The organism is Paenibacillus radicis (ex Gao et al. 2016) (assembly GCF_014641555.1).
GTDB classification, from domain to species: Bacteria; Bacillota; Bacilli; order Paenibacillales; family Paenibacillaceae; genus Pristimantibacillus; species Pristimantibacillus radicis.
Window position 1 is genome coordinate 16623 of the sequence record NZ_BMHY01000010.1, and the last position, 12205, is coordinate 28827.

Below are 12205 nucleotides of genomic sequence, written 5' to 3' on the forward strand. Positions count from 1 at the left end.
TTTAGGGCAATTTAATTAATTCTTCTTTAGTACGCGTTAGCGGACGCGGAGATTCATCGGTTATTAGGTAGCTGTTCTCGATCCCTACCACACCTTGTCCCGGAAACGTAAATTTCGGCTCCACAGCAATAACCATTCCGGGCTGCAGCGGCATATCGAAGCCTTTCGCCAGAACCGGCCATTCATCGATTTCCAGACCGATCCCGTGTCCGAGGAACTTGGCCTGATCGGCCCCGTAGCCCATGAAATGAGCCGACAGACCGGCCGACAACGCCTGCTCCAGCGAATGCGTATACAATGCCGAACATACGGTGCCGGGAATCATTCGTTTCTCCGCCTCGCGCAAAATCGCTTCCGATGTCTGGTAAGCAAATGCCAGCTTCTCCGGAAGCTCCCCGATGACGGCCGTTCTTGTCTGATCGATAATATAGCCGTCGATACAACAGCCAATATCAAGCAAGATGGGCTCGTTTCGCCGAATAAGGCTGCGACTGACGCTTTGCGGCGATGCCGCACCAAGCCCCAACCCGCCTGCGGGACCGTCAAAATAACTCGGCATCGCCGCCGCTGCTCCAGCTATCAGCATGCCTGTCGCAATCTCCTGGTTGTAGCCGCGCATCCGCATAAGACCGATATGCCCGCGTATCCGCAATTCATATTCAATTCGGGCAATCCAGGAAAGCTCCGACATTCCCTCATGCAAATCGTTCAGCGACTCCGTCAGCGCTTCATCCACTGCTTTCGCAGCCGCTTGAATCCGCTCCACTTCCATCTCCGACTTGATCATTCTAAGTTTGCGAATCGATGCCGATCCATCCAGCAGCTTCACATTACCGTCCGGGCCAGCCAACAGTTCGGCCAGCTTCAAGTACGTTTGCGCAGGCAAGACATCGAGATCGGCAGCTATTCGCAAAGGTTGACCTGAACCGAACAATTCGGGATAATCACGCGCAAGCGTTTCCCTAAATTGCCGGAAAGCACCCAGTTCCTTAACGGTAACTCCGGTTTCTTGCTTGGCGCGCTCCACGCTTCTTTTAACATAAAAGACCGGTTCCCCATGGGCAGGGACGAAAGCATATCCTGTCTGCATAGAGCCGGTAAAATAGTATAAATCGATATTTTGAGAGATCAGCATGCCATCCATTCCGCCCGACTGAAGCTCTCCCTGTAAACGGGAGATTCGCTCAAAGGCAACAGATGTAGGGACATCCTGTAATTGATTCATCATTTTCTCAACTCCAAAGCGCAATGAATACTCCCGTATTACTGTAAAATCAATGTGGGAGCTTACGCTTATTACAACAATAATCCTCAGCTTCGTCAACCTGTCATAAGCCTTTCCTTGCATGCGGGCTTCTGAATGAGAGTTCTAAATAGCGAACCTGCTTCGTTATTCGAGAATGACTAGACCTACAGCGAATCACCTTCGCTAATTTGCGAAGGTAAGTTCGCTCGAGGAGGGCTAGTTGCGGTCGCTGCACAGAATAGCGAACCGTTTTTCGATGTTGGTGAACCTAGCTTCTCGGATAGCGAAATTTGGTTCGCTGTTGGCCGTACATGCACGGAATGAGTCAAAATAGCGAAAGTAGGTTCGCTGGAGAGCGAACCTGCTTCGTTAAAACAAGAGTAACTAGAACTGCAACGTAGCGATATCGCAAATAGGGAATCCGCTTCGTTATTCGAGAATGACTAGAACTATAGCGAACCGCCTCCACTAATAAGAGAAGAAATGAACAGTCATCTTCATCAGGTCGTTTAAATCCTCATCCAACCACCTGCTCCGCAACGCCTTTAATTTCCCAGCCAATTGGCTTAGTGGCGGTGAAAATTCTAGGATGCTCCATTCGGATTATAAGAATAACGCCGGGACTGCGCAGCGTCGCTTCATAATCGTATTCATCGTTACGGTAAACGTATGGAAAACTAACGCCTTCATCAATAATCTGGAACACAAGAATTTGAATCGGCTCACGAAGCGGAGAGTTCGGCAGCGGCTTCCAATCATTCCCGCTTAGCTGCAAATTCGCCGCCAAATAAGAGGAAGCTGCGGCTCTCGCCGCAGCTTCGTCAATACGAATGATTCCCTCGGACAAAGCCTGCCGGTCAAGCTGTAAAGCCGCAGCGTGTGCAGCACGGTTCACAGCCCGCTTCCCTTGGTGCAAAAGCTTCATGGCCGCTTCCTCATCCGTCTGCTGCAAATGAAGCGTCATCCACACCGTTACCATCAGCGTCAACAGCAGTAGCTTATACAAACAACGATTGCCCCCTTCTTAAGGTACATATTCGCTCATTTTAATTCCGAAAGCTCGCATTCTCTCATTCTCATCTACAGGAGCCAGACCGATTAAGCGATCGATCTGAAATAAGTTTTCATAAGGATAGCTCATCGTCAGACGCAATCCGCTTCCCCGGGGAAGCGGCGCTGCCGGATTCGTTGCTCCAAGCCCATTGTCAGAGCTTATTTCGTATTCCACCGCTTCCGGCCGCATCCCGAAGCTTGCAAGCCTGCTGCGGGACTGGTCAATCATCTCCGTGTCGATGTAGCCGTAGGTTCCGCTTGCTCCAACCTCCAGCAAATAATCGGTCTCCTGCTGCAAGACAGCCTGCCGGACAACGAGAACATGACGATAGATCGGCGAGAACATCATCCAGCACATCGTTGCGGCGAATAAAACAAATACGAGTATGCTCTTCATGGACTTAATTGCCGGATGTAGCCCCCGATTGCGTCTCCGGAATCGCTTAAGCTCTTGTTCATCCCGCGCTCTCCTTCCATAACGTTCGTATAGATGACAATGACAACAATAAGGAGCAGCAGTGTCATTAGGATGCTTCTCATCCTTCCATCATCCCTCCGGAACAGCCTATCTGCTAGAAAGCATTTGGCTGATTTTCGTATTTGCAGCTTCGCCCTGTGACGTAATTTGACTGCTCGTTCCTGTCGTATCCTTCGTAATAATGTTATTGAACAGCAAAATGACGACAACAAGCATCATAACGGTCATTAAAATATTGCGCATCTCGTTTCACCCCTTTCGATAATGAATTAACCCAAAGACTCGAACAGCTTCTGCCCCTCTCTAATCCAGGGATAAATAAACACTTGAAAGGTATACAGAATCGGAATGCCTGCAATGATAAACAGTCCGTACGAGGCCGTCTCCTTGCGGCTTTCCTTCGCAAGCTCTAATTTCTCCTTATAATCCTGAATTCGCTCGCGAAGCAGCTCATAGTATTCAGGACTCTCATGCAGTCTTAACGAGTCGATTGTCTCGGCAAAGCTCATCCCGTCATCGGTTCCGATCCGATGCTTGAAGCGCCGAAGCGCCTGTTCGGCATCGTGATACCACTCCGTCAGCAGCCTGTCCATCTCCCCCCGCAGAACACGGGTATAGGGTACGCAGCGCGTCAGCTTCGTATGGATATGGAGCGAAGACTCTGCCAAATAAAGCAGTTGATTGCTCATGATGTAAATTTCTTTCGTGATGCGATACGCCCTCAGCTTCCGGATTGAGCGAAGCCAAGGCAAATCTGCATATAGCACTGCAATTAGCACGACAAGTCCAATCGGTAACAGCCCAGCTCGTCCCTGTCTCAGGTCCACTCCAAGCACCCCCAATACAATCAACGGAAGTAGAACTAGCAGAATGCGTCTGCCGGCAACATACCAAGCCGCATCAGCTGTTAAGCCGCAACCGGCCAACAGCGTCTCCCGATCGGCAAAGGAAGACTGATCCCGCCCCAGCCGAAGCCGTCGCAGCCATCTGTCCGGCACCTGTTGATGCTGCCAGTCCAGTTTGACCAAATGTGTCCAGCGTGGTCTTCTTCGCGGAAGCAGCCGGAACAGGGCGAGCACGGCAATAAATCCGAATAGAAGCTGGCCTGCGAACAGACTAAAGCCCGTAAGCCATTGGGTCATTTGCATTTGCATGGCAGTCGCCAGCCCCTTCCCTCTCCTATTTATTGAAACAATTGCGGTGGCTAAAGCTTGCGTCTTGAAAGCCATAATCCCATTAGAAACGAACAAAAGATAAGTACAACCGCATTGAGGAGCATATCTCTCCCGCCAGGGTCAAGAACGTAATACCGATATGCACTTTGTTTGTTGTAATGCACATTAATGCCAATAAACAATGCCAGAAACAGCAGCGGTGTAAAATTGACGATCCGGATTTCAAGCAGCCGATTGCGCTCCTGTTCATTTGATCGTCTAGCCTTGCGCATGTCCCCGATTAGCTCCTTCAAACTGTCGGCAATCGGCGTCCCTTCCGAAAGAGCCGCCCGGATAATATTAACGAAATAATGGCCCCAGATATGGCCCAGCGAAGCAGCGAAAATACGCAGGCTCGCTTCATCATCTCCCCGTACGGACAAATTGCGGTACAACTGCTCAAATACAGGCTGAATCGGGCCGAGCAGACGCCTTTCCTCTACGGTACGCTGGAGTGCAATTCGCACCTGCCTGCCTCCTGTCACTAAATAACATTGATAGAACAGTTCAATGGATGGCAAAAAATCAAGCTGAAGCTGCAATTGCCGTTGAACAAGCATAGCTCTTAGCGTCGTATACGGCAGAAAGCCAGCGACAAGTCCGATAAGAAGCGTCCCCTTTATACTTTGAAAATAAAAACCGCCAGTCGCAATACCGGCCAGAAGCAATACAGCTGAAAAAACCGCCAGTCCCGTTGGCGACAGCTTAAGCTGCAGCGTTTCGAGCAATTCCGCCAAATGGCTGTACAGCCTGTCGTACCGTTTCAATCTCTCGGTCAGCCGAAAACTCAGCCGGCCTCTTTGGCGAAATGCTAGCTTATCCCGCCTTGCTTGTTCGGCGCTCCATAACGTAAGTGCAAACCGGATGGCTATGAAAAGAAGCAGAAACAGCAAAAGGGCGGCTGCGGCAATCGACAGCTTATTCAATAGCCGCCCCTCCCCGATCAAGTCTCACTCTGGCTTTGGCGGACGGGGACTCTGGAAATAGCCAATCCCGGGTATGTTCATCGTAACGCACCCAATCCCGAACGATTACACCTCCTGAAGCCCAATCGATTTCTCCAATCCGGGCAATAATTCGTCTGCCGTCGATATTTCGCATCTCGATGCCGATTTGCGTCACATACTCAGCGATTCGCTTCGTCAGCCGCTCCGGATTCATCCCCCGGCCATCCAGCATGCACATGTCGCAAATCGCCTCCGGCACATCCTCCAGCGTATTAGCATGAACGGTAGTCATGCTGCCGGAATGCCCTCTCGTACAGGCCCGAACATAAATATTGGCATCCATATCCCGAATTTCGGCATGAATAATGCGGTCGGGAGACTGGCGTAATGCAAGCTTGAAAGCCTGTTCCGCCCGGTGCAATGAATCCTCTTCTTCCGCTTCATATTCCACCGTGTTCTTATTTGGAAAATCCCGCCCGAGCATCATCTCGTAACGGCCTTCAATCGTTACAATTCTCTCCTCATCAGGAAGCTCGGCGATGAGCGCCTTAATTAAATGCGTTTTACCGGAATTCGTTGGTCCAATGATAACGAGATTGAATCGGGATTGAAGGACGGCGTGGAGCATGTCCATCATTCGTGCATTCAGCGTCGAATAGGGCGGAGCAGCCAGCGCAGCCAAGCTAAAGCTCCTGACGATGAAGAAGCGGATTGTAAGCGTTGGCCTCGATGTGAAACCGAAGCCTGTCATCGTGACGCGGGAGCCGTCCCGGAGGACAACCTCGGCCCATCTTTTACGCGGACCAATCCGGTCATTATTATAGAGAACGAGGTTTTGCTGAATTCGCTCCACCTCGCGTTCATGCTCGAAGCAGTACCTCGAACGCGCAGCTTGTCCGCCTCGAACTTCATAGATAACCGTACCTACCACCTGAATCTCCTCCAGATCATCCTTCTGGCGAAGAACGAGCTCGAGCACATTCAAACCGATGACCTCGGCAAAAACCGCTTCGGCCAAAGTCTGATAGCTATGCGCATAACCCTCCAACTGATGAATGCGCAGCCGGATCAGTTGATCTTCAATAATGGCTAGAATTTGCTCTCTTTCGTTAGCGAATCCCAGAACAGCCCGGTTCAACGTTTCGTTATACTGCCGCCGTTCCTCCTCCGACAGGCCGCGAGGTGATGCCAGGTAAGCTTTCATTTCCTCCGCCAGCCTGCTGAAATCGTCGCTGCGCTCCTGTCTGCTGCCCGTTCCTTCACTTTCCCCTACGGGCGCAAGCCGGCGGACGGCTGAAGCATAGCCTGTCGGAGAAAATCTTCCGTCGCCAGTACCGGTTTCAACACCTGTTGTCATGAGCCTACCCCATTCCGGTGCGACAGCAGCTTACGGTACCAAGGCTGCGTATGCACAGCCGGAAAGTCGCGGCGAACGCCATGCTTGAGCATAATACTTTGAGCGGATCGCTTCATGGCAGCCTTTCCTTCGGGATCTTCTTTCAGCCATTGACCATAAGTTCCATTGTCCAATTGCGTAAACAGATTGCTGGACAACTGCAGCTTTCCAAGCTTCGCCGTCCCCATCTCTTTGCATATTTCCTTCATACGATAACCTCCAGTGCTCCAAGGCGATTGAATAACGATCGTTGCAAACTGCTCGGATTGAATGCCGAACAAAGGGGATAACTGATGAAGCCAACGCTTCCCATCCTCTTGAAAATGGGATAAAGCACTTGTCGTCACGACAATCCGCGAATCCGCTCTGCGCAAGGCACAAATCGTAGCTGCATTGTCCCAATAAGCACCGACGTCAACGATGACGAGTGAGAAGGCCCTCGTTGCGATGTCTATCAAATGCTCAACTTCCTCCGGCGTGAAATATTCGGCCTGATCCCGGTGCAAATTGCCGAACAGTACATGCAGGCAGGGCCGCTCCTGAACCCGGTGCACTGCCCGCTGCAGCTTCTCTACGGTTAAGAAACCAGATTTAAGCTCCGGGCGAAGCTTGTCCAACGTAACGGGAGGCGAGTCCACGCCGATGTAACGGTGAATTTTGGCGCTTTTCAGATGAAGGCATAAGTAAACGACTTGCTTATCGCTCGCTTCGGCAATCCGGTAAGCCAGTGCAAATGCCGCTGTCGTTGTACCGATATTGGGAGTAGTGCCCACAAAAGCGATAACCGGCGAAGCGGCTCCCGCATCGTTCATGATCCCTCACCTGTCCGCTCCGCAGGCACGTTAAGCGATTCAGGACTGAATGCGATAACCAGCTTTCCCGCACCTTCCTTGCAGTAGCCGTCAATTAGCAGCCACTGCGGTTCCGTCAGATTCAAATTAATATAATCGATCATTCCGTTCGCATCCCGCCTCGAAGCGTACATGCGAGCTTTATCATCGTCAGCGAGCGACAACAGATTCGAGTTTTGCATATTATCGATCTCCGTATTGCCCGATGATTTCACAGATGCGACTGTTACCAGCTCCTCGAACAGCCGCCGGGACGGCTCACCTTCACCGGACACATAAAGGGTTACTTTATCACCAGCGCGAATGCCATTGGAGATTGAGCGGACGTACTCCCTAGGAATCTGAAACGTCGATTCCGAGCCCGCTGGAAGCAAGCGGTAGCGGTTGATTTTCCATGCAAGGATCGGCTCATTCGTTCCAAGCGGAACGACTGTCTCCATTCCGGCTACTGCGCTTGCATCAAGGAGCATATCCTTGTCCAGCGTATCCCGCGGCATGCGCCGGTAAATCAAATCTTCCATTTCAAGCCGCTTGCCTGCTTCAATGAACCGCTTCGGCACGACAACCGCAACCGTCTCCTGCTTCTCCAGCTGCAGCCGCTGCATATGAAACAAACCATAAACGACCGAGACCGACAGGAGCGCGGCCGCCACACTAATACCCGCACTACGCTTTCTGCTCATCTATTCTCTCCTCCTCAGCCCGGCAACGCATAAAAAAAAGAACGCAGCAGTAGCCCTAAGGCTAATCTACTTGCGTTCTTCGCAAAGCATTGCTTAACTATATAGAAATTCAACAACCAATTAATGTAATAATAGCAACTAATAGCAATGTTGTCTACACATAATTTGAATTGCGCAACAATTCCAACAGTTGGTGCAATAACAGAAAAAAGCTTCCCCGCGCTGACGGCGTTTATGCCGGAGCAGAAGAAGCTTCCTTTTCCCTAACTAAATCCATTAAAAATCGATTAATCCAACGCTGATCAGCAAGGCATCGTCGACCTTGCGCATCGTCTCGTCGTCCAGATGGGTTATCTTATCGGTTAACCGCTGCTTATCAATGGTTCGAATCTGCTCCAGCAGCACGACAGAATCACGGTCAAATCCATGGGCGGCCGCATCCATCTCGACATGAGTCGGAAGCTTAGCCTTCTGAATTTGCGCCGTAATTGCAGCCACGATTACAGTTGGGCTGAAACGGTTACCAATGTCATTTTGAATAATAAGCACCGGCCTTACGCCCCCCTGCTCCGATCCGACGACGGGGGACAAGTCCGCAAAAAAAACATCACCGCGTTTAACGATCAAGTTCTACACCCCGCTTACGAGACGCCCCAGCATATGGTCGGCTTCTTCCTCCGCTTGAAAAGCTTCTGAGGCCATATTCAAGTTGATTTTCGCCATCTCGAGATAACCGCGCTGCATGGATTCGCGGATTTGCCGTTTTTTACGTTCGACAAGATACAATTTCATGGCCTGCCGAATAAATTCGCTGCGATTGGAGTTCTCCTTCGCGACGATTCCGTCCACTTCCTCCAATAGCTGATCCGGCAAACTAATCATGATCCTCTTGGTGTTCTGCACATTGGCCACCGAGCAAGCACCCCCAAAACTTTTCCAAAAACCATTCATATTCATTATTGCATTAATAAGCCGTCGCTATACTCCAACATATCTATGTGACGCGTATATCAATTATGCTGTATGATTTCGCGTATAGCACCATGTACGTCAGTTGCCTTACTTAATTCGCGATAATTGGCGAAATTCCTTTTTACTCTAACAATTTTTGCGGTTTGGAAAATTTTCCACCTAAATTAACGGGTTTTCGACTGCAACCGCCTTGCCATTCTTCATATAAATACGCGGAACGCGGGCAGTCATCATACATGTCACTTCGTAATTAATGGTACCGAGCTGCGCTGCAACTTCCTCAGCTGTAATGCATTCCTCACCCTGGCGGCCGATCAGTACGACCTCTTCACCCGGTTGAACCGCTTCTTCACCGGATACTTCGTCCAACGCAATCATACATTGATCCATGCAGATCGTTCCGAGCACCGGCACTTTCACGCCTCTTACCAGCACCTTTGCTTTACCGCCCAGCATCCGGCTAAAACCGTCGGCATAACCGATAGGAAGCGTTCCTATCTGCTCCTGCTTGGAAGTAACGTAACGGGAGCCGTAGCTGATTCCCCAGCCTGGAGGCGCTTCCTTCACCATGACAACCTCGCTCTTGAGCGACATGACCGGCTCTAACGCAATTACGTCCCGCTTCACTTCATCCGAAGGATAAAGGCCATACATGCTGATCCCCAGTCTTACCATATCGCTAGGCCATTCGGGCATATCGATCCCTGCTGCGCTGTTCGCAGAATGAATAATCGAAATCGGCAGCTGATTTTGCTTTACATAATCGACAATTTCACTGAATCGCTCATATTGCTGCTTTGTATGGCTTTTATCCAGCTCATCCGCTCGTGCGAAGTGAGTGAACAGCCCCTCAACCTCAAGCTGCGGAACTTTCAACGCCCGTTCGATAAAATCAGCAACGGCGTGAACCCCCAGCAGACCTAATCGTCCCATGCCGGTATCCATCTTGACATGCGCTTTCAGCCGTTTGCCGTCTTCGCGCAGCGGCAGCGCCGCAGCCGCCTCCAGAACATCCTCACGGAATAAGGCCACCGTAACGTCCTGGCTTCGGGCTACTTCCAGCGCATAAGCAGGAACGTAGCCAAGCACGAGTATCGGTGCCGTTATGCCGGCCTGTCTAAGCTGGAGCGCTTCATCTAGAAAAGCAACGCCCAGATAGTCGACGCCAAACTGTTCGGCTTCGCGAGCAACAGCAACCGCCCCATGGCCGTAAGCATTCGCTTTCACGGCAACAAGCAGCCGCCGGCCTTCAGGCATCGTGTTTCGGAACGCTTGAAGGTTGTGATTGAGTGCATCAAGCGAAATTTCTACCCTCGTCGGGCGATAATACGAATCCAAGTCGTTCACCTAACCTCTCTGACGGCCAATCCCTATATCCAACATCCAGTCCGGACGATAAACATCATAAAAACAATGTTATACGTTGCCGCTTGGGCTGTCAATGAATTGGCCGCCTGAAACAGTTAGTACCTCTTGGAAACTCACTGCCGCTTATTTCGATGTGTCTGCCTGAACGGATTGCGCGATTTTAATCATATCGGATTCTGACAGTGTAGAGCTTGTAAGGCGGAATTGATTGCCTTCATACAGCCAAGTCAACGTATGCTGCTCCTCACCCGTACTCATTTGTCCAATTGTGAAGCCTAAGTCATACATCTCGCCTTCGCTATAGGATGCCGCCTGATCTTTAGGCTGCGTTTGAATGAGCGAATAATCGTAAGTGCCCGTATAACGGGTCATGAGACCGGCATTGCCGCCAAATACGATATCCACACTGTCTTTCTCTGAGACGCCTGTCGGCATATACGTCGGCAGCATCACTTGCAGAATAGCTCCCGCTTCATCTGGATGAGCGATCGTCTCATCGCTCTCATCTTTAGCATTGGCATTATCTGCTTTTCCTGCTGCCGGATCTTTTTCCGAGCCGTTATTGACTTCACCGCCCGCTTTCGTGCCCGCGTTGCTGCTGTTATCGCTAGGAGTAGTCGCTTCCTCGCTGCCTTCTCCATTGTCCTCCGGCTGGACAGTTGTCGCTTGATCGCCTGTGCCGCCATTAGATGGAGCAGATTTCATATTTGCTTCCGTCTCAAAAGCGCTGCTTTCGAATTTTGGTCCAAATTCAAACGTATCGAATTTCACATCGACCATCACGGAAGCATTGGTATCGCTGACTTCCACATGCACCGGTTTGAAATCCGACTTGTTCAGCCAGATTTTTTGACGGGCAAGCGAGCCGTTATTGTAATTGGCCATGACGTCAAATACATAGGAGTTGTCTTCGACTGCGAATTGGCGGGAGTTATCGAGCAGAATGCTTTGTACCAGCGTTTGATACAAATACACCTGACCTTGGTTTTGCGGCCAATCGCTTTGGAAACGGAATACTTTGTTCAGACGGGGAGTGAGTACAAATACGCCGTCGTCATTGCGGAGCACAATTTGCGTAATGTCTTTCTCGGTGTTGGTCAATTTAATCCGGTAAAAATTAGGCTTCTGATAAGAAACCTCAACCGCATACTGGAGAGGCTGTGTGCCGGTATTGAGGGTCATCGTTCCGCTCCCCCGATAGCTCTCCATGCTGCTCACCGTTTTATCGAGCTCCTTGACCACGGACTCGGCGTCCTTCGTCCCGCAAGCGCTCAATACGAGTGAGAAAACTAACAAAATTGCCGCGGCCCATGTAATGCGACGCATTCCAATCAACCCCTCTTCACAATGTTTTTCCAACTGGTAACATGTCTATGAGGGAACTTGGACAATTATGCGGACTGGCAATAGCTTGGCTCTACTTAAATTTTTCGGTGTTTGTGTAAGAAGCTCAGAAAGCTTAGCCATTCAGGGAATATCATACAAAGGATCATTTATTCCATCGACAAAATCATTGAAAATTAGACTATCTATATGCAACTTTGATAGAAACCGACCTTAATAAACAATTAATCTTGAGAAAAGAGGGGGATTTTAGCAAAAAAGGGATTGTAAAGTGAATTTAAGCCGCTATAATAAGATGTGAACGTTGTGTGACGACGTCAATTATTATCAAAGGGAGAGATTATTTTTGGAACTCAATAACGAACCGCAAACAAATCCTTATAATGCGGGGTATAACCAGCAAGTATCGCCGATTATTTCGGTGAAAGAATGGATGCTCATGATGCTCATTTCGATCATTCCGATCGTTGGTATTATCATGATGTTCGTCTGGGCTTTCGGAGAAGGCAACCCTACTAAGAAAAACTACTATAAAGCGGCTTTGCTGTGGTCTGCAATTGTTCTCGTCCTTTATATTCTTATTGTAGTATTGTTCCTGGGCAGCATGTTCGCTGCATTTGGCAATATGTAATACCTGCTACATACCCGCTGAG

The 12205-nt window shown here is 50.0% G+C and carries 15 protein-coding genes; 1 reads left to right on the top strand and 14 read right to left on the bottom strand.

Annotated elements, in window-relative coordinates:
• Position 1 precedes the first annotated feature (1 nt).
• The 14 genes from IEX98_RS21560 to IEX98_RS21625 all read right to left on the bottom strand — a co-directional run bounded on the left by IEX98_RS21560 (position 2) and on the right by IEX98_RS21625 (position 11534).
• Positions 2 to 1228 carry a M24 family metallopeptidase gene (locus IEX98_RS21560; protein ID WP_374705374.1) on the bottom strand — a complete coding sequence of 409 codons (1227 nt, stop codon included), beginning with the start codon at positions 1226 to 1228 and terminating at the stop codon, positions 2 to 4.
• Between the two features lie 535 nt (positions 1229 to 1763).
• Entirely contained in the window at positions 1764 to 2252 is a 489-nt protein-coding gene (locus tag IEX98_RS21565) for a hypothetical protein (protein WP_188891278.1), read from the bottom strand.
• Positions 2253 to 2270: 18 nt separating this feature from the next.
• Positions 2271 to 2696 (bottom strand): hypothetical protein, encoded by a 426-nt coding sequence (locus IEX98_RS21570; RefSeq protein WP_188891280.1) that lies wholly within the window; start codon positions 2694 to 2696, stop codon positions 2271 to 2273.
• Positions 2693 to 2839, bottom strand: a complete 147-nt coding sequence (locus IEX98_RS21575; RefSeq protein ID WP_188891282.1) for a hypothetical protein — start codon at positions 2837 to 2839, stop codon at positions 2693 to 2695. Before IEX98_RS21575 ends, IEX98_RS21570 begins: the two co-directional genes overlap by 4 nt.
• 25 nt (positions 2840 to 2864) lie before the next feature.
• Positions 2865 to 3020 (bottom strand): hypothetical protein, encoded by a 156-nt coding sequence (locus IEX98_RS21580; RefSeq protein ID WP_188891284.1) that lies wholly within the window; start codon positions 3018 to 3020, stop codon positions 2865 to 2867.
• 26 nt (positions 3021 to 3046) lie between these two features.
• Positions 3047 to 3931: a hypothetical protein gene (locus IEX98_RS21585; protein ID WP_229692308.1), complete on the bottom strand. Its 885-nt coding sequence runs from the start codon at positions 3929 to 3931 to the stop codon at positions 3047 to 3049.
• Between the two features lie 50 nt (positions 3932 to 3981).
• Complete coding sequence (locus tag IEX98_RS21590; RefSeq protein WP_188891286.1) at positions 3982 to 4917, bottom strand: type II secretion system F family protein; 936 nt, start codon at positions 4915 to 4917, stop codon at positions 3982 to 3984.
• Positions 4910 to 6295 carry an ATPase, T2SS/T4P/T4SS family gene (locus IEX98_RS21595; RefSeq protein ID WP_188891288.1) on the bottom strand — a complete coding sequence of 462 codons (1386 nt, stop codon included), beginning with the start codon at positions 6293 to 6295 and terminating at the stop codon, positions 4910 to 4912. The genes IEX98_RS21590 and IEX98_RS21595 overlap by 8 nt, the downstream gene beginning before the upstream one ends.
• On the bottom strand, positions 6292 to 7146 hold the full coding sequence (locus IEX98_RS21600; protein WP_188891290.1) for an AAA family ATPase: 855 nt from the start codon (positions 7144 to 7146) through the stop codon (positions 6292 to 6294). Before IEX98_RS21600 ends, IEX98_RS21595 begins: the two co-directional genes overlap by 4 nt.
• Positions 7143 to 7868, bottom strand: coding sequence for an SAF domain-containing protein (locus IEX98_RS21605; RefSeq protein WP_188891293.1), 726 nt, complete (start codon positions 7866 to 7868; stop codon positions 7143 to 7145). Before IEX98_RS21605 ends, IEX98_RS21600 begins: the two co-directional genes overlap by 4 nt.
• 276 nt (positions 7869 to 8144) lie before the next feature.
• Positions 8145 to 8495 carry a type II toxin-antitoxin system PemK/MazF family toxin gene (locus IEX98_RS21610; protein WP_188891295.1) on the bottom strand — a complete coding sequence of 117 codons (351 nt, stop codon included), beginning with the start codon at positions 8493 to 8495 and terminating at the stop codon, positions 8145 to 8147.
• Positions 8496 to 8498: 3 nt separating this feature from the next.
• Positions 8499 to 8780 (bottom strand): CopG family ribbon-helix-helix protein, encoded by a 282-nt coding sequence (locus IEX98_RS21615; protein ID WP_042170506.1) that lies wholly within the window; start codon positions 8778 to 8780, stop codon positions 8499 to 8501.
• 219 nt (positions 8781 to 8999) lie between these two features.
• Entirely contained in the window at positions 9000 to 10178 is a 1179-nt protein-coding gene (gene alr / locus IEX98_RS21620; protein ID WP_188891671.1) for an alanine racemase, read from the bottom strand.
• Between the two features lie 153 nt (positions 10179 to 10331).
• Entirely contained in the window at positions 10332 to 11534 is a 1203-nt protein-coding gene (locus IEX98_RS21625; protein WP_188891297.1) for an outer membrane lipoprotein-sorting protein, read from the bottom strand.
• A 364-nt stretch (positions 11535 to 11898) separates the two neighbouring features.
• Here IEX98_RS21625 and IEX98_RS21630 point away from each other — a divergent pair, with 364 nt between their 5' ends.
• A complete protein-coding gene (locus IEX98_RS21630; protein WP_188891299.1) occupies positions 11899 to 12183 on the top strand; it encodes a hypothetical protein in 285 nt (94 codons plus the stop codon).
• Positions 12184 to 12205: the final 22 nt, after the last annotated feature.